The 16,246-nt window shown below is 51.9% G+C and carries 19 protein-coding genes; 6 read left to right on the forward strand and 13 right to left on the reverse strand.

Translation table 11 applies throughout. The annotated features are described in order from the left end of the window. Positions 1 to 7: 7 nt before the first annotated feature. The 9 genes from M6D89_RS14325 to M6D89_RS14365 all read right to left on the reverse strand — a co-directional run bounded on the left by M6D89_RS14325 (position 8) and on the right by M6D89_RS14365 (position 7,095). On the reverse strand, positions 8 to 430 hold the full coding sequence (locus M6D89_RS14325; protein ID WP_253968771.1) for a F0F1 ATP synthase subunit epsilon: 423 nt from the start codon (positions 428 to 430) through the stop codon (positions 8 to 10). A 49-nt stretch (positions 431 to 479) separates the two neighbouring features. Continuing rightward, positions 480 to 1,859, reverse strand: coding sequence for a F0F1 ATP synthase subunit beta (gene atpD / locus M6D89_RS14330; RefSeq protein ID WP_253968772.1), 1,380 nt, complete (start codon positions 1,857 to 1,859; stop codon positions 480 to 482). A 69-nt stretch (positions 1,860 to 1,928) separates the two neighbouring features. Continuing rightward, positions 1,929 to 2,792 carry a F0F1 ATP synthase subunit gamma gene (atpG, locus tag M6D89_RS14335; protein ID WP_253968773.1) on the reverse strand — a complete coding sequence of 288 codons (864 nt, stop codon included), beginning with the start codon at positions 2,790 to 2,792 and terminating at the stop codon, positions 1,929 to 1,931. 51 nt (positions 2,793 to 2,843) lie between these two features. Next, complete coding sequence (gene atpA, locus M6D89_RS14340; protein ID WP_253968774.1) at positions 2,844 to 4,388, reverse strand: F0F1 ATP synthase subunit alpha; 1,545 nt, start codon at positions 4,386 to 4,388, stop codon at positions 2,844 to 2,846. A 16-nt stretch (positions 4,389 to 4,404) separates the two neighbouring features. Next, positions 4,405 to 4,941, reverse strand: a complete 537-nt coding sequence (locus M6D89_RS14345; RefSeq protein ID WP_253968775.1) for a F0F1 ATP synthase subunit delta — start codon at positions 4,939 to 4,941, stop codon at positions 4,405 to 4,407. A 12-nt stretch (positions 4,942 to 4,953) separates the two neighbouring features. Continuing rightward, positions 4,954 to 5,424 (reverse strand): F0F1 ATP synthase subunit B, encoded by a 471-nt coding sequence (locus M6D89_RS14350; RefSeq protein WP_253968776.1) that lies wholly within the window; start codon positions 5,422 to 5,424, stop codon positions 4,954 to 4,956. A 50-nt stretch (positions 5,425 to 5,474) separates the two neighbouring features. After that, positions 5,475 to 5,711 (reverse strand): F0F1 ATP synthase subunit C, encoded by a 237-nt coding sequence (gene atpE, locus M6D89_RS14355; protein ID WP_020208604.1) that lies wholly within the window; start codon positions 5,709 to 5,711, stop codon positions 5,475 to 5,477. A gap of 44 nt (positions 5,712 to 5,755) precedes the next feature. After that, complete coding sequence (atpB, locus tag M6D89_RS14360) at positions 5,756 to 6,700, reverse strand: F0F1 ATP synthase subunit A (protein ID WP_253968777.1); 945 nt, start codon at positions 6,698 to 6,700, stop codon at positions 5,756 to 5,758. A gap of 44 nt (positions 6,701 to 6,744) precedes the next feature. Continuing rightward, the gene (locus M6D89_RS14365; RefSeq protein WP_253968882.1) at positions 6,745 to 7,095 is read right to left on the reverse strand and encodes an ATP synthase subunit I; all 351 of its coding nucleotides are present in this window, start codon (positions 7,093 to 7,095) and stop codon (positions 6,745 to 6,747) included. Between M6D89_RS14365 and M6D89_RS14370 the strand changes: the two genes are divergently transcribed. After that, a complete protein-coding gene (locus M6D89_RS14370; protein ID WP_253968885.1) occupies positions 6,983 to 7,393 on the forward strand; it encodes a hypothetical protein in 411 nt (136 codons plus the stop codon). The genes M6D89_RS14365 and M6D89_RS14370 overlap by 113 nt on opposite strands. 85 nt (positions 7,394 to 7,478) lie before the next feature. Here the strand turns inward: M6D89_RS14370 and M6D89_RS14375 are convergent, their stop codons facing one another. The 4 genes from M6D89_RS14375 to mnmG are packed head-to-tail and all read right to left on the reverse strand — an operon-like array spanning position 7,479 to position 11,845. Beyond that, a complete protein-coding gene (locus M6D89_RS14375; protein ID WP_253968778.1) occupies positions 7,479 to 8,408 on the reverse strand; it encodes a ParB/RepB/Spo0J family partition protein in 930 nt (309 codons plus the stop codon). Positions 8,409 to 8,437: 29 nt separating this feature from the next. Further along, positions 8,438 to 9,244 carry a ParA family protein gene (locus tag M6D89_RS14380; RefSeq protein ID WP_253968779.1) on the reverse strand — a complete coding sequence of 269 codons (807 nt, stop codon included), beginning with the start codon at positions 9,242 to 9,244 and terminating at the stop codon, positions 8,438 to 8,440. 37 nt (positions 9,245 to 9,281) lie between these two features. Further along, entirely contained in the window at positions 9,282 to 9,950 is a 669-nt protein-coding gene (gene rsmG, locus M6D89_RS14385) for a 16S rRNA (guanine(527)-N(7))-methyltransferase RsmG (RefSeq protein WP_253968780.1), read from the reverse strand. Then, the gene (gene mnmG / locus M6D89_RS14390) at positions 9,950 to 11,845 is read right to left on the reverse strand and encodes a tRNA uridine-5-carboxymethylaminomethyl(34) synthesis enzyme MnmG (RefSeq protein ID WP_253968781.1); all 1,896 of its coding nucleotides are present in this window, start codon (positions 11,843 to 11,845) and stop codon (positions 9,950 to 9,952) included. The genes rsmG and mnmG overlap by 1 nt, the downstream gene beginning before the upstream one ends. A gap of 755 nt (positions 11,846 to 12,600) precedes the next feature. Between mnmG and M6D89_RS14395 the strand changes: the two genes are divergently transcribed. The 5 genes from M6D89_RS14395 (at position 12,601) to M6D89_RS14415 (ending at position 16,245) form a co-directional block, all read left to right on the forward strand. Further along, positions 12,601 to 13,191, forward strand: coding sequence for a MarR family winged helix-turn-helix transcriptional regulator (locus tag M6D89_RS14395; RefSeq protein ID WP_253968782.1), 591 nt, complete (start codon positions 12,601 to 12,603; stop codon positions 13,189 to 13,191). Beyond that, positions 13,167 to 14,021 carry a fructosamine kinase family protein gene (locus M6D89_RS14400; protein WP_253968783.1) on the forward strand — a complete coding sequence of 285 codons (855 nt, stop codon included), beginning with the start codon at positions 13,167 to 13,169 and terminating at the stop codon, positions 14,019 to 14,021. The genes M6D89_RS14395 and M6D89_RS14400 overlap by 25 nt, the downstream gene beginning before the upstream one ends. A gap of 58 nt (positions 14,022 to 14,079) precedes the next feature. Further along, positions 14,080 to 14,730 (forward strand): signal peptidase I, encoded by a 651-nt coding sequence (gene lepB, locus M6D89_RS14405; RefSeq protein WP_253968784.1) that lies wholly within the window; start codon positions 14,080 to 14,082, stop codon positions 14,728 to 14,730. Between the two features lie 104 nt (positions 14,731 to 14,834). Next, positions 14,835 to 15,329 (forward strand): 2TM domain-containing protein, encoded by a 495-nt coding sequence (locus M6D89_RS14410; RefSeq protein WP_253968785.1) that lies wholly within the window; start codon positions 14,835 to 14,837, stop codon positions 15,327 to 15,329. A 181-nt stretch (positions 15,330 to 15,510) separates the two neighbouring features. Next, a complete protein-coding gene (locus M6D89_RS14415) occupies positions 15,511 to 16,245 on the forward strand; it encodes a helix-turn-helix domain-containing protein (RefSeq protein WP_253968786.1) in 735 nt (244 codons plus the stop codon). The last annotated feature ends 1 nt before the right edge of the window (position 16,246 follow it).

Here is a 16,246-nt window from a genome sequence, read left to right on the forward strand (position 1 = left end):
CAAGGCATTAACGCGATTTGCGACGAATCGCCTGCAGTGCGCGCAGCTGAGCAGAAGCCTCTGCCAACTGGATAGCCGCTTTGGAGTAGTCAATATCCCCAGCCTGGCTCAGCAGTTTATTCGCTGCTTGCTTCTTAGCTTCCTCGGCCGCGGCTTCGTCCATATCACCAGCGCGCAGAGCGGTGTCTGCGAGAATCGTGACATGGTTGGGCTGAACCTCAAGAAAGCCGCCGGAAACATAGTAAACCTCTTCTTCACCGCCTTGCTTTTTTATCCGGACGGGGCCGGGCTCAAGGCTGGTCAGCAGAGGAGCGTGACCATAGTTAACCCCCAGGTCACCCTGAGAGCCAGTTGCCACAACCATTTCTACCAGACCCGAAAAGATTTCGTTTTCAGCACTGACAATGTCGCAGTTGAGTGTCATCGCCATAATCCCGCCTCTTAAGCTTTTGGGATGAATGCGGCTAGGCCGCACTCAATCACTTCATTTTCTCAGCTTTCTCAATGGCTTCGTCGATGGTGCCTACCATGTAGAAAGCCTGCTCAGGCAGATGGTCGTAGTCGCCGGCCAAAATACCTTGGAAACCACGAATGGTTTCTTTCAGAGAAACGTAAGTACCGGGAGAACCGGTAAATACTTCTGCTACGTGGAAAGGCTGAGACAGGAAACGCTCGATTTTACGGGCGCGGGCAACGGTTTGCTTATCTTCTTCAGACAGCTCATCCATACCCAAAATAGCAATAATGTCTTTTAGCTCTTTGTAGCGCTGCAACACCATCTGTACACCGCGTGCCACGTCATAGTGCTCTTGACCGATAATTAATGGGTCGAGCTGACGAGAGGTTGAATCCAGCGGGTCGATCGCGGGATAAATACCTTTAGAAGCGATATCACGGCTCAGAGTTACGGTTGAATCCAAGTGAGCAAAGGTGGTTGCAGGCGACGGATCGGTCAAGTCATCCGCAGGCACGTAGACCGCTTGGATTGAGGTAATAGAACCGGTTTTGGTCGAGGTAATACGCTCTTGCAATACACCCATCTCTTCGGCCAGAGTTGGCTGATAACCCACCGCCGATGGCATACGACCCAACAGGGCCGATACTTCGGTACCCGCCAGGGTATAGCGGTAGATGTTATCGACGAAGAAAAGTACGTCTTTACCTTCATCACGGAACTTCTCGGCCATCGTCAGGCCGGTCAGTGCAACGCGCAGACGGTTACCCGGTGGCTCATTCATCTGGCCGTACACCATGGCAACTTTGTCCAATACGTTGGACTCTTTCATCTCGTAGTAGAAGTCGTTACCTTCACGAGTACGCTCACCCACACCCGCAAACACAGACAAACCGCTGTGCTCTTTAGCGATGTTGTTGATCAGCTCCATCATGTTTACGGTTTTACCGACACCGGCACCACCGAACAAACCGACTTTACCACCTTTGGCGAATGGACAAACCAAGTCGATGACTTTAATACCGGTTTCCAGCAACTCATTAGATGCAGCCAGGTCAGCGTAAGCGGGAGCTTCGCGGTGGATTTTCATCCGCTCTTGCTCGCCGATAGGGCCAGCTTCATCGATGGGGTTACCCAGTACATCCATAATGCGACCCAGGGTCTCGGTACCTACCGGCACTTTAATCGCATCATTGGTGTTTGCTACATCCAGACCGCGACGCAAACCTTCAGACGAGCCCAGTGCAATAGTGCGTACCACACCGTCGCCCAATTGCTGCTGAACTTCCAAGGTCAGGTTTTTCTCGGTGATGGTCAGTGCGTCATATACCTGAGGCACAGCATCGCGCGGGAATTCCACGTCGATCACGGCGCCGATAATCTGTACGATACGTCCGCTACTCATTTCCGGTTCCTCTTTATTTCAGGCATCGCCTGAAGGTTTAAGCTAAATTCTCATCAAACGGCCGGGCGATTAGGAAATCGCCGCAGCACCGCCCACAATTTCCGACAGCTCTTGGGTAATCGCCGCCTGACGCGCTTTGTTGTAAACAAGCTGCAAACCATCGATAAGCTCACCGGCATTATCCGTGGCGTTTTTCATCGCCATCATACGTGCGGCTTGCTCACAGGCGCCGTTCTCTACCACGGACTGGTACACCTGTGTTTCCACATAGCGCTTAAGCAGCACGTCCAGCAGTGATTCGGCGTCGGGCTCGTAAATATAATCCCAGTGGTGCTGGATGGCTTCATCCTGCTTGGGCTCGAGCGGCAACAGCTGCGATACATAAGGATCATGAGTCATGGTATTTACAAACTCATTCCCCACAAGATAAAGCTTGTCGATGTTCTCATCGGCATAAGCATCCAGCATGACTTTAATCGAGCCAATCAAGTCAGCCAGTGCCGGGGCTTCACCAATATCGCGCGTGCTAGCCAGTACCTTGCCACCAAACTTATTAAAAAATGCCTGAGCTTTTGCACCGATAAGACACAGATCAATCTCTATCCCCTGGTCGGCATAACTCTTCATTTTTTTCAGGGCAGCTTTGAACAGGTTAATGTTCAAGCCGCCGCACAACCCCCGGTCAGTTGACACAATTACAAAGCCTACGCGCTTTACTTCGCGCTGCTCCATAAAGCTGTGTTTGTACTCAGGGTTGGCGTTCGCCAGATGTCCGATCACTTCACGCATGCGCGAGGCGTAGGGTTTGCCTTTTTGCATACGCTCTTGAGCCTTACGCATTTTACTTGCGGCGACCATGTTCATCGCGCTGGTAATTTTTTGCGTGCTCTTAATACTCGAAATCTGTGTGCGTATTTCTTTTGCGCCTGCCATTACTCCGGCCCTCGAGATTTCTTTAGGTGGTGCGCCAAGCGCACCACACCATTACCAGGTTTGGCTGGACTTGAACTTCTCAACCAAGGCTTTGAACTGCTCTTCCAGCTCGCCGTTCCAATTACCGGTTTCGTTGATTTGCTTCATCAACTCACCGTGCTCGGCATCAGCGTAAGACAGCAAGGCAGCTTCGAAGTCCAAGATTTTCTTAACTTCGATATCTTTCAAGTAGCCTTCGTTGGCGCAGTACAAAACCAGACCCATCTGCGCGATGCTCATGGGCGAGTACTGCTTCTGTTTCATCAGCTCGGTGACACGCTCACCGTGTTCCAGCTGGGCTTTAGTCGCCTCATCCAGATCAGAAGCAAACTGCGCAAAGGCGGCCAATTCGCGGTATTGCGCCAGAGCGGTACGAATACCCCCCGAGAGCTTTTTAACAATTTTGGTCTGCGCGGAACCACCCACACGAGATACCGAAATACCGGCATTCATGGCCGGGCGAATGCCCGAGTTGAACATGTCAGCTTCCAGGAAGATCTGACCATCGGTAATAGAAATCACGTTAGTGGGTACGAACGCTGATACGTCGCCACCTTGGGTTTCAATAATCGGCAGTGCGGTCAATGAACCGGTTTTGCCTTTTACTTCACCATTGGTTTGTTTTTCAACGTATTCGGCGTTTACACGAGCGGCGCGCTCAAGCAGGCGAGAGTGCAAATAGAACACATCACCCGGGTAGGCTTCACGGCCCGGAGGACGACGCAGAAGCAGAGAGATCTGGCGATAAGCCCAAGCTTGCTTGGTCAGATCATCATAGATAATCAGGGCATCTTCACCGCGGTCGCGGTAATACTCGCCAATAGTACAGCCGGCAAACGCTGCCAGATACTGCATAGACGCGGGGTCTGATGCGGTCGCGGCAACTACTACGGTGTGATCCATAGCACCGTGCTCTTCCAGCTTGCGAACCACGCTGGCAATAGATGAGGCTTTTTGCCCAATGGCCACGTAAACACACTTAATACCAGAATCTTTCTGATTAATAATGGCGTCTACGGCGATAGCCGATTTACCGATCTGGCGGTCACCAATGATCAGCTCGCGCTGACCGCGACCGATTGGCACCATTGAGTCAACGGCTTTCAAACCAATCTGCACTGGCTCGTCTACCGATTGACGCCAAATCACGCCCGGTGCAACTTTCTCGATTGCATCGGTTTGCTTGGCATCAATGGGGCCTTTACCGTCGATGGCATTACCCAGAGCGTCGACAACACGACCTTCCAGTTCAGGACCTACCGGTACTTCAAGAATGCGGCCAGTACATTTACAGGTTTGACCTTCGGCAATGCCGAAGTAATCACCCAAAATAACCGCACCGACTGAGTCTTGTTCAAGGTTCAACGCCATACCATAGACGCCACCTTCAAACTCAATCATTTCCCCGTACATCACGTCCATCAGGCCGTGAATACGAACAATACCGTCAGATACCGATACGACCGTGCCCTCGTTGCGGGCTTCGGATGACACATCGAGGCTCTCGATGCGCTGTTTAATAATTTCGCTAATCTCGGATGGATTCAGCTGCTGCATGCTTTGTTCCTCAATCCTACGAATTGATTGCTTTGGCGAGTTTCTCTAACCGACCGCGCATGGAGCCGTCGATGACCAAATCACCTGCCTTGATAATCGCGCCAGCAAGCAGTTGTGAATCAACTGCACTGCTGACCTTAACCTTGCGCGCCAGTTTGGCACTGAGGGCATCCGCCAGTTTTTTCTCGCTGGCATCGTCCAGTTCAAAGGCAGTCGTCAGTTCTACATCGACAGCTTGCTCTTCGGCGGTTTTCAGCGCATCAAAAAGGGTGAATACCTCGGGCAACAACGCCAAGCGCTTGTTTTCCGCCAACAGCTCAACAAAGTTTTTCACTTTGCTGTCCAGCTCTTCGCCGCAAACACTTAGCAGGGTGCTCGCCTGCTGTTCGGGAGTCAGGGCAGGGGAGGAGACAATTTCCTTAACCTTGCCGTACTCGCTGACAATCGCCAGGGTTTTCAGTTGTGTTGCCCAACTCGAAAGATCACCATGCTCATGGGCAAAGCCAAAGGCTGCCTTGGCATAGGGTCTTGCGAGGGTAGTCAGTTCAGCCACAATTCACCTCACTTACAAACTGGCTGCCAGTTTGTCGATCATGTTTTGGTGCGCAGACTGGTCTACAGAAGACTCAAGCACTTGTTCGGCGCCAGCGAATGCTAGGGTAGCCACCTGTGAACGCAACTGCTCTTTGGCGCGGTTCACTTCCTGCTCCACTTCGGCCTGGGCTGCCGCAATAATGCGATCGCCTTCTTCACGGGCCTGCTCTTTCGCTTCTTCCACAATCTGAGTTGCGCGCTTGTTAGCGGACTCAAGAATGCTGGCCGCTTCGGTTTTAGCATCGCGCAATTCATGCTTTGCTTTTTCCTGGGCCAATTCCAAGTCTTTACTTGCGCGATCTGCTGCGGCCAGACCATCGGCAATTTTCTTCTGACGTTCCGTCATGGCCGCCGTAATGTGGGGCCATACGTACTTCATGCAAATCAGCACGAAGACAATGAACGTAATGGACTGTCCAATGATGGTTAAATTAAGGTTCACGCCGACACCTCTGTTATGGGAAGTTTCTGTGCGTTAATACAAGCGTTAGCTTACGCCAGGCCAGGTACGGTAACGAACAGAATGTACATAGCGATACCTACACCGATCATTGGAACCGCATCAAGCAGACCAGCAATCAGGAACATTTTGCCTTGCAGCATTGGCGCTAATTCAGGCTGACGGGCAGAACCTTCCAACAGTTTGCCACCCAAGATGGCGAAACCGATAGCGGTACCCAGTGCACCCAAACCAATCAACAGCGCTACAGCAATCAGTGCTAAACCCATGGTAAATCTCCTCGATTTTTAAAGATAAAAAGTTAAGTTAAAAGTTAATGCGTAAACTGGTCTTCATCGTCGTTGTGGAACGCCATTGCCATATACACAATGGTCAGCACCATAAATACGAACGCCTGAAGGGTAATTACAATAATGTGGAACAGCGCCCAACCCAGCTGCAGTACACCGGCAAACAGGCCCAGGATCAGACCGGCACCAAACATGGTGGCGATCAGAATAAAGATCATTTCACCGGCGTACAGGTTACCGAACAACCGCAAACCCAATGAAATGGGGCGAGCCAGCAGGGTCACAGATTCCAGCGCAAAGTTGATCACAATAACCACTGGCGCAAGGATAATACCGGCACCTTTGGTGGGCGGGTGAAAGGGGTGGAAGGTCAGCTCTTTGATAAAACCGATTAACCCCTTTTCGCGAATACTGAACGCAATCATCAAGAAGAATACGGTAAACCCCATACCCAAGGTAATATTGGGATCGGTGGTGGGTACCGCTTTAAAGTAAAAATGCGAGTCTCCCGCAATAATGGCCGCCAACTGGGGAATCCAGTCTACCGGCACCAAGTCCATTAAGTTCATTAAGAAGACCCAGACAAAGATTGTCAGAGCCAGTGGTGCAACAAAGCGACTGCGGTATTGGAAGGCATCTTTAACGGTTTTATCGATAAACTCGATAATCGCTTCGACAAAGTTGAGCGTCCCTGTAGGTACACCGGCGTGAGCTTTAGAGGCCCCCCAGCGGAACAGGATTAAGAATATAGCCCCCAGCGTGATAGACCACAGCATGGAGTCAAGGTGGATGGCATTAAAGCCCATGGCGGACATTTCTTCGGGACAGTGAGCCACGGTCCAACCCGTGGTTTCCTGCACACTTTTGCCATCGCAATAAGTGCCGGCGGGCAATTTACCGTAAGTCCAGTTGGTTAAGTGGTGCTGGATATACTCGGTGGTCGTGGGTGCGTTACCGTCCGCTGCCATCTGCTATCTCTCAACTTGTGTGTAGTAAAGCGTGTGTAAACCAGCTACTGCTGGCGCAGGCTTCGGCCTGTGGCCTTAGCCGTAACAATCATTTGCGCAATTTGTGCAACGACAAAGGCGCATAAAAAAACCGGTAGGCTGATAGGCACATCCCGGGTAAAAACCGCCGCAAACAAGGCGGCGGTCAGTAGTAATTTGGCTGATTCAGCGCGATAGAACCGGTTGACGCTCTGGCGTACAGCCGAGGCGCCACGGATTTGTCCGGCAAACCTGGCAAAGACCATGCTAGGCACCAAACAAACGGAAAATCCCCAAAGTAAAGAAATCCCCCAAACCGGTCGCCAGAAAACAACGGGCGCCGCGATAACCAACAGGATTATCCAGAGCCTCAGCAACCATTTAAATACCGGCAATTCGGCAATAACGGTTGATGTTTTACGGCGTGCCCAGGGCATCGATTCTCTCTGTTACTGCCAATTTTCTTGGCATGGGTCGATTTTCGCCGTTACTGGCTTTACCGCAGCTTACATAACAGCTGCAAAGCCGCCGCATTATAGGGGGTTTGTCATAATCCTTTCAACCACAGGTGCGCTATTTTCGCTCAAGTGGTTACAATTGCGCCCAGTATTTGGGCAAATAACAACAAACCACTCACTTGCAAATCTTTACAACCCACGCAAACCCTGTGGATAACCCAAAATGCGAGGGCAAAGACTACCAGTAGTTGAGCGAAAAGTTAAGCGCCGTGAAACACCAACAGCGCTTAGCGCACTGGCGTCTACTTGATATGGGCGAGAATTCCGTCAAGCTCGTCCAGATTGTTGTAGTTGATCACCAACTTACCCTTGCCCTTGGCGGTGTGCTGAATGCTCACCCCAGCACCCAAGGTGTCTGAAAGCTCATTCTGCAGGCGCTTGATATCAGCCGACACCGGTAACGGTGCCTCTGGGGGGCCATTTTCTTTTTCGTCCTGAATTTTTCGAACCAGCGCCTCTGCCTGACGAACGGTTAGGCCTTTGGCGACGATCTGACGCCCCACCTCGCGCTGCTGCTCGGCGGGCAACGACAGGATTGCGCGCGCATGGCCCATCTCCAGATCGCCGTGCTCGAGTAATTTTTTAACCTCGTCGTCCAGAGCAATCAGACGGAGCAGGTTGGTTACTGTGGTGCGCGACTTACCCACCGCCTGGGCCACTTCCTGCTGAGTGAGCTCGAACTCATCCTGCAAACGCTTGAGGGCCATGGCTTCTTCGATAGGGTTGAGATCTTCGCGCTGAATATTTTCAATCAGCGCCATGGCGATGGCCGCCTCGTCGGGCACCTCGCGAACTACGGCGGGTATTTTTTCCAGTCCAGCTAACTGGGTCGCGCGCCAGCGGCGCTCGCCGGCAATAATTTCAAATCGCTCAGCACTGATGGGGCGAACCACGATGGGCTGCATAACGCCCTGAGCTTTAATGGATTCGGCCAACTCTTCCAGTGCTTCGGGGTGCATATCCCGGCGTGGCTGGTATTTGCCGCGCTGGATAAGTTCGACCGGAATTTGCATTAAACGACCGTCGGCAGGTGTTTCGGCCGCCGCACTTGCGCCGGGTTCCGGGGCCTGAGCGGGTTCTTTGTCTAGTTCGGTATCGGCGCTGGGGATACTGACGCCAGCACCCAAGAGGGCATCCAAACCTTTACCCAAACCTTTGCGTTTTCCTGCCATGGTTTTACCTGTCTCAATACGGCGGGCGCTTAATGCGCCGTTTCGGGTTGAATAGAATCGGCGGCATCGCCTTGTTCGTTGCGGCGCAACAGCTCGCCCGCCAGCGCCAGGTAGGCCATAGCGCCCTTGGACTGACGATCGTAAACGAGTACAGGCTGGCCGTAGCTGGGCGCCTCGGCCAAGCGCACATTGCGGGGAATGCAGGTGCGGTAAACCCGGTCGCCAAAGTGCTCGTGCAGTTGCGCCGACACCTCATTGGTGAGGCTATTGCGCGGATCGTACATGGTGCGCAATATTCCCTCGATTTTAAGCTCGGGGTTCAACACTTCGTGTATTTGGTTGATGGTGCCGATCAGTGCCGACAAGCCCTCCAGCGCGTAGTACTCACACTGCATGGGAATGATCACCCCGTGGCAGGCCGCCAGAGCGTTGAGGGTGAGCATATTCAGCGAAGGAGGGCAATCGATCAAAATATAATCGTACTGCGACGCCACCTGTTTGAGCACAGTATCCAAACGGCGCTCTTTGTTCGCCAGCGATAGCATTTCCACTTCGGCGGCGGTTAAATCGCCATTGGCGGGCAAAACGTGGTATTTACCCTCTTCGGACACCACCAGACAATCGGCAATGGCCGCGCGATCGGTCAGGACATCGTACACCGACTCCTCCACGGCGGATTTATCCACACCGCTACCCATGGTGGCGTTGCCCTGAGGGTCAAGATCGACCAACAGCACGCGTTTTTTGGTGGCCACCAGCGAGGCGGCCAAATTAACACAGGTAGTGGTTTTGCCCACGCCGCCTTTTTGATTGGCAATCGCGTAAATCTTGCTCAAGGGATTATCCTTTTCGTGGTCGTCGCTCAAAAGGGCTCTATTGTGTGGCAGTTGCGGTTGCCGGGCAAGCGCTTCGCGGTTGCAGAAGCAGCAGGTGGCGCTCACCTTCCTCGCCGGGCACGTTTAACTCAAAGCTTTGGTTAAGTGAATAATCCGCACTGATCTGCTCAAGCTCGGCTTCGGGAAACTGCCCTTTCATGGCGTAAAACATGCCCCCGTCCGCCAACAAGTGCCGACACCAGCGAGTCATGTCCGCAAGGCTGGCAAAGGCGCGACTGATAACGCCGTCGAATAGGGCGGGGGGCTGCAAAGTCTCTACCCGGCAGTTCTCTACGGTCACATTGGCAAGGCCCAGCAGGGTTTTTACATGAAACAAAAACCGGGTTTTCTTGCCATTGCTGTCGAGCAAAGTAAAGCTTTTCTCAGGGTAGCAAATGGCCAACACCATGCCCGGCAAACCACCACCGGTGCCCACATCGATCAGGCGATCACCGGCAATATGGGGTACCACCGCCAATGAGTCCAGCAAGTGGCGCCCCAGCATCTGCTGGGTATCGCGCACCGCCGATAGGTTATAAGCCCGATTCCATTTGGCGAACTCAAACAGATAATCCAGCAGCAACTCGGTCTGGCTGTCATTCAAAATAACCCCCAACCCCTGGGCACCTGCCTGCAACTGACGGCGCAAACTGTCCCGTTCAGCCATCAGCTGGCCTCGGCCTGGCGGCGATTAAGTAGGCCGCGCTTTTTCAAATAGATCAACAAAAGCGAGACAGCCGCCGGGGTCACCCCGGGAATACGCTGGGCGCGCGCCAGGGTTTCGGGACGAGCTTCACTCAGTTTTTGCTTCACCTCGTTGGACAGACCGTCCACGGCATTGAAGTCAAAATCTGTGGGAAACAGGGTATTCTCATGGGCGCGCAAACGGTCGATTTCCTCCTGCTGACGGGAGATATACCCCGAGTATTTGGCATCGATTTCAATCTGCTCGGCCACCGCTTCGCTGCCACTGGCCTCGCCCTTCAGCCCCGCGACATCGCGATAGTGCAGTTCGGGCCGCTTAAGCAAATCGAACAGGCTGTACTCGCGATTTAACGCGCTTTTTACTTTGCCTTCCAGCGCCTTGGCCTCGACAGACCCGGCCTGCACCCAAGTATCTTTGAGTCGTGCGCGCTCAAGCTCTACCGCCTCGCGCTTGTCGCAGTAGGACTGCCACTGCGCGTCGCCCACCAAACCCATGTCGCGTGCGGTTTCGGTTAAGCGCTGATCGGCATTGTCCTCGCGCAGCAGCAAACGATATTCGGCGCGGCTGGTAAACATGCGATAGGGCTCGCGAGTGCCCATGGTAATCAGATCATCCACCAGTACGCCCAGGTAGGCCTCGTCGCGACGCGGGCACCAGGCCTCTTGCTCGCGGGCGCGGCGCGCGGCGTTCAAACCGGCGAGCAACCCCTGGGCTCCAGCCTCTTCGTAACCGGTGGTGCCGTTAATTTGCCCCGCAAAATACAGCCCGCCAATCACCTTGGTCTCAAGTGAGTACTTCAAATCCTGAGGATTGAAATAATCGTATTCGATGGCGTAACCGGGGCGGGTGATATGGGCGTTTTCAAAACCTTTAATCGAGCGCACCAAGTCCATCTGTACATCGAAGGGCAGGCTGGTGGAAATGCCGTTGGGGTAGAGCTCGTGGGTGGTTAAGCCCTCGGGCTCGATAAACACCTGGTGGCTGTCTTTATCGGCAAAGCGGTGAATTTTATCTTCAATGGATGGACAGTAACGCGGCCCCACCCCTTCGATAACCCCGGAATACATGGGCGAGCGGTCCAATCCGCCGCGAATGATGTCGTGGGTTTTCTCATTGGTATGGGTAATCCAGCAGCACACTTGCCGCGGCTGCATGTCGCGGTTGCCGCGCACCGACATCACCGGGCGCGGCTCATCGCCCCACTGTTCCTGCAACTCGGAAAAATCCACTGACTTGGCATCGATACGGGGCGGGGTACCGGTTTTCAGGCGATCAACCCGCAGCGGGTATTCGCGTAAGCGCTTAGCCAAAGCCTGAGCGGGAGGGTCACCGGCGCGGCCACCACTGTGGTTTTTCATACCAATATGTATAACGCCGCCCAGGAAGGTTCCGGTAGTTAAAACCACCTGATCGGCGTGAAATTTTAGGCCCATTTGGGTGACTACACCACGCACTTCGTCGTTATCGACGATTAGGTCATCCACGGCCTGCTGGAAAATCCATAAATTGGGTTGGTTTTCCAAGGTGTGACGAATCGCTGCTTTGTACAAGACGCGATCGGCTTGGGCGCGCGTGGCCCGCACCGCCGGGCCTTTGCGGGCATTAAGCACGCGAAACTGGATGCCTCCAGCGTCTGTTGCCAGCGCCATAGCGCCGCCCAAGGCATCAATTTCTTTCACCAAATGGCTTTTGCCGATGCCCCCAATGGCAGGGTTACATGACATTTGCCCCAGCGTTTCTACATTGTGGGACAACAATAGGGTTTTACAGCCCATGCGGGCAGAGGCCAGACAGGCTTCGGTGCCTGCATGGCCACCGCCGACGACAATCACGTCAAATGTTTCAGGATAAATCATAGCCTGCCTCGCGGCGCTTAGAAAAATGGGCGCACATTATAGAGCGGTTAACCGCGTTGTACAAAACATGTTCAATCTTTATTCAGTCTTTAAGTTATTCAAATAATTATTTAATAAGTAAATAAATAAGAGTTTTTATATATAGATTGAACTTATAGTGGTAATAGGTGGACAAGCTTTATGTGGAAAACCAATTTTTTCGTAATAAAAACATAAACTTAACCGAAGTGTAAGTGAGCAGAAAAGTTGCGGTTAAGCTGGCCGAAGGCGGTTATTAAGCTCTGGATGAAAGTGCCGGTTATCCCCAAAATTTATAAACCTGGAGTTATCCCCAATTTCATCAATAAGTTTTTCAGGCGAATCCCACAGAGTTATTACCCTTTTCGCCTGTTTTTTAATCTAAATCCGAGTAAAAACAAGAGTTTATGGGATAAACCTGTGAACAATTGTGGATAGTTTCTCTAAGTTGCCTGTAAAGCGCCTGTCATCTTGTGGATAACCTTTTCCTCAGGATGTGTATAAAGGCTTGAATGGCTAAATAGAAGAGCCAGGAGTCCACCATCCTGCTTTTTATCGACATGGCGAAATAACACCGTCTTGTCGCAATACTTTTGTAAACTCGAGCTAAATTGCCGCTAAGTGTTTACTTTTTGAGCTGTTTTTAACCCTGATTACCGTCTTTGATCGGTGTGCTAGAGCAAACAACGCCTTGTCTCTTTCTTGTTACTTTTGTTTGGGGTCGATACTATTAATTTATGAATGATGTCGAGTTAATGGGCTTGTTGATTGACCGAGTGGCGGGACTGGTGCGCTCTGACGCCCGCCGCGTGGGAGCGAAGTATCAACTGCAGCCTGTGCAGCTGGAGGTGCTGGACTATATAAGGCGAGCCAACCGCTACTCCGATACGGCAACGGCGGTTACCGAGTATTTAGGCTTGACTAAAGGCACGGTTTCGCAAACCCTTAAGGTGTTGTTGAGCCGAGGCTATATAAAGAAACGCGCTGATAGCGATGATAAAAGGGTATCCCGCCTCAAGGTAACACCCGCCGGTTTAAAGGCTTTGCGCGCTTGCAGGCCGTCCCCACTACTGAAAAAAGCAGGCAAACTATTAGAAGGCGATGAGCTTGAGACCACCGTCGATCGGTTAAGTGATTTGTTACAGGTTCTCCAGGAAACCAATAATGATCGTTCTTTTGGCCAGTGCGTGAACTGTGTGCACAATATGGGTAAACGGGGCGATCACTGGTGTGGGCTAACCCGAGAACCACTGAGCGATCCCGAGACGGAGCTTATCTGCCGTGAATTTACCGCGAGAGAGCAATGGCACCCGATTGGAAAGCATTAAACAACCGCGTTTTTTCCGGAAAGTTGAATTTAGATTCCGTCCGCAACGCTAGCGGCGGCGATATCTGCGACAGTTTTACCCTTGCGGCCAACGACGGTCAGCAGTATTTCGTTAAATTTCACCCCAACGCAGAGTTACTAGAGGCTGAATATCGCAACCTGCAATTATTGGTTTCGACTGACATTGCCACACCTGCGCCTATTGCTTGCGTCAACTTAGACGGTGGCGCCGCTCTGGTACTTGAATATCTCGCATTTGGCGATCGCGGGGATGAAGCGCAGCTGGGACAGCAATTGGCGCAGCTGCACCAACAATGCGAGCCCAGTGGTCGCTATGGGCTGGACTACGACAATTTTATTGGCCATACCCTCCAGTGCAATCAATGGTTTGACCAATGGGCTGATTTTTGGTGGGGTAACCGTCTGGAACCGCAACTGGCGATGGCGATGCGTCAGGGCTATAAATCGTCTATAACGAATAAAGCCTTAAAAGATCGGGTGACAACGCTGTTAGGCGAACACCAGCCACCTTCTTCTATTCTGCACGGCGATCTGTGGGGCGGTAATAAAAGCTATCTGGCTGATGGTCGGCCGGTTATTTTTGACCCGGCCTGTTACTACGGCGACCGAGAAACCGATATCGCTTTTACCCGGGTTTTTGGCGGTTTTTCATCGGAATTTTATCAGGCCTATGAAAGCGTATGGCCTTTGCCCGAAGGTTGGCGTGATCGCGAGTCGGTTTATAACCTTTACCATATGCTCAACCACCTCAACCTGTTTGGAGAGAGTTACAGCGGCTCGGTGAATTCGTTGATGGCCCGCCTAGGGTGAAACTTACTGACACCCGAGTGTTCCAAGGCCTGGAATTATCGCCCCTCAAGGAGAGATTATGAGTCAAGCCATTACCCGACCCCAAAGAAATAAACGATTAAGAGTATTTATCCGTCGCCACCTATCCCTGTTTTTACTGGTTTTGGGAATGGTATTTTTTCGCACTGCCATTGCCGATTGGAATTATGTGCCTTCCACCTCCATGGAACCCAGCATATACCCAGGTGACGTGCTGGTGATTAATAAGATGGCCTATGGACCTGCTATTCCCTTTACCCGATCTCGCCTGTTCAGCTATTCCCAACCTCAGCGCGGTGACATTATTACGTTCTTTCCCTCCCACACCGATCAGTGTTTGGTTAAAAGGGTGATTGGGGTACCCGGCGATACCCTGGAATTTCGCGATCAGGCTTTATGGATAAACGGTAAACCTGTTCTGGTTGATACCGCGGATAGGCATTTCCGCGAGCAGCTACCCGGCCACTCTCATCTGTTGAGTACGGACACTTCGTTGGGGAAGGAGCCTCTGCATGGCACCCTGGTGATCCCCCAGGGTAAGTTGTTTGTTATGGGAGATAACCGAAACAATAGCTTTGACTCGCGCTACTGGGGATTGGTAGATCAAAGCCAGGTTGTCGGAAAGGTTGCTGCTGTGGGTCTAAATTTATCAGATAAATTTCTCCAAAGATTTGCTTATACTGATTTGTAAGTAACTGAAAAATAAGGCGTGTCAGGTAAATGTCCGGTAGTTGACGTTCCCCTGTCGCCCCTTTTTGCCAACAATGATCAGCACGGATGTGGACGGAGACAGGAATGAATGTACGTAAATTGAGACTGCAACGAGGCTGGTCACAAGAGCAGCTGGCCGAGATGACCGATCTCAGTATTCGCACCATTCAGCGTATTGAGCGGGGGCAAGTGCCCTCGCTCGAATCGCGCAAAGCCCTGGCCGCCGTGTTCGACATCGACTTAAGTGAATGGCAAATAGAGGACGACACTGTGGTTAGATCCGATCCCCAAAACCAATCCGCCGAAACCCCCACAGACTTAGAGGAGCGCGCCGCGATTGAATATGTGCGCGATCTAAAAGCTTTCTATTCCAATGTCTGCGTCTACCTGGCGGTGATTCCCTTTCTGTTTTTTATCAACCTTACCACTTCGCCGGGCTATATATGGGCCTGGTGGCCGGCGCTTGGCTGGGGCGTAGGTTTGGCGATACACGGTATTAACGCTTTTGAGGTGTTTAACTTGTTTGGCCCTAAGTGGGAACGCAAACAGGTGGAAAAGCGTTTGGGTAGAAAGTTGTAGTTAAGGGGAAAAACTAGCTGGAGCACCTGCGCGCTCTATGTAATTTGTAAACTTATTGTACTTGGCTTCCCGTTTATTCTATTAATATTGGCGTATCCAGTATATTCATCAATATTCCTCTTTTGATTCGCGGGGGAATACCCAACAATAGTGGCACTTTAACGATAAAAGGAGCCTGCGAATGGAGTTGGGAGAAAAGATAAAAAAGTTGCGAATCGAGCAAGGGTGGACGCAACCTCAGTTAGCCGCGACATTGGGAATCGAGCAATCCACCCTGTCAAAGATTGAAAGCGGTAAGCTGATTCTGTCGGCGGAAACCTTCGATACACTGCTGTCGACCTTTACCCTTTCGATCGATCAATTGCTGGATGGGGTGTCGCGGGAGCATATCCGTAGCACTTTGGCGCCTCGCTTGTCGCAAGTAGCCGAATGGGTTTCAAGCCAAAATAGCGACTATTTTAAGACGCAACGAGTGTGGCTATTCGTCTGCGCCGCATTGATTGTGATAGGGGCATCCGGCGTTATCGGCGGCCAGATGGGCTGGCTAGTGGAAGAGAAGCATATGGCTTACACCTACCGATCTTACGGTGTGGTAAAACCCGGCGAACCCATTGATGTTTATTATGTCAATGTCATGTCAAAGTCTGGGCTTGATTTTAATGAAGAGGTCGACCGGTACACCCGAAGATTGGACGAGGATTTTTTGCAAACCTCGGAAAACAAAGGCCGCGTTTTTTTTCCATCGGTGGAGGGAGGAAAAAGAAGGTATCAGCTGGTCGGCAGTACTATCGTGAAAAACACAGGGTATAAAATGTTAATGATGACCGCTTTGTTGTTGCTGGTCGCAGGTGTTGTGGGAGTAATCTACCAGTGGCGTTTAATTGGTATCAAAAGGTCGCTGCTGCAGAGTGACTAGC

The sequence above is a fragment of the Gilvimarinus xylanilyticus genome, assembly GCF_024195295.1.
Classification (GTDB): Bacteria; Pseudomonadota; Gammaproteobacteria; order Pseudomonadales; family Cellvibrionaceae; genus Gilvimarinus; species Gilvimarinus xylanilyticus.

Coding starts and splice junctions, on each gene's coding strand:
- M6D89_RS14325 (WP_253968771.1), bottom strand. CDS start 430: ATGGCGATGACACTCAACTGCGACATTGTCAGTGCTGAAAACGAAATC.
- atpD (WP_253968772.1), bottom strand. CDS start 1,859: ATGAGTAGCGGACGTATCGTACAGATTATCGGCGCCGTGATCGACGTG.
- atpG (WP_253968773.1), bottom strand. CDS start 2,792: ATGGCAGGCGCAAAAGAAATACGCACACAGATTTCGAGTATTAAGAGC.
- atpA (WP_253968774.1), bottom strand. CDS start 4,388: ATGCAGCAGCTGAATCCATCCGAGATTAGCGAAATTATTAAACAGCGC.
- atpE (WP_020208604.1), bottom strand. CDS start 5,711: ATGGGTTTAGCACTGATTGCTGTAGCGCTGTTGATTGGTTTGGGTGCA.
- atpB (WP_253968777.1), bottom strand. CDS start 6,700: ATGGCAGCGGACGGTAACGCACCCACGACCACCGAGTATATCCAGCAC.
- M6D89_RS14370 (WP_253968885.1), top strand. CDS start 6,983: ATGCTAGGCACCAAACAAACGGAAAATCCCCAAAGTAAAGAAATCCCC.
- M6D89_RS14375 (WP_253968778.1), bottom strand. CDS start 8,408: ATGGCAGGAAAACGCAAAGGTTTGGGTAAAGGTTTGGATGCCCTCTTG.
- rsmG (WP_253968780.1), bottom strand. CDS start 9,950: ATGGCTGAACGGGACAGTTTGCGCCGTCAGTTGCAGGCAGGTGCCCAG.
- mnmG (WP_253968781.1), bottom strand. CDS start 11,845: ATGATTTATCCTGAAACATTTGACGTGATTGTCGTCGGCGGTGGCCAT.
- M6D89_RS14395 (WP_253968782.1), top strand. CDS start 12,601: ATGAATGATGTCGAGTTAATGGGCTTGTTGATTGACCGAGTGGCGGGA.
- M6D89_RS14400 (WP_253968783.1), top strand. CDS start 13,167: ATGGCACCCGATTGGAAAGCATTAAACAACCGCGTTTTTTCCGGAAAG.
- lepB (WP_253968784.1), top strand. CDS start 14,080: ATGAGTCAAGCCATTACCCGACCCCAAAGAAATAAACGATTAAGAGTA.
- M6D89_RS14410 (WP_253968785.1), top strand. CDS start 14,835: ATGAATGTACGTAAATTGAGACTGCAACGAGGCTGGTCACAAGAGCAG.
- M6D89_RS14415 (WP_253968786.1), top strand. CDS start 15,511: ATGGAGTTGGGAGAAAAGATAAAAAAGTTGCGAATCGAGCAAGGGTGG.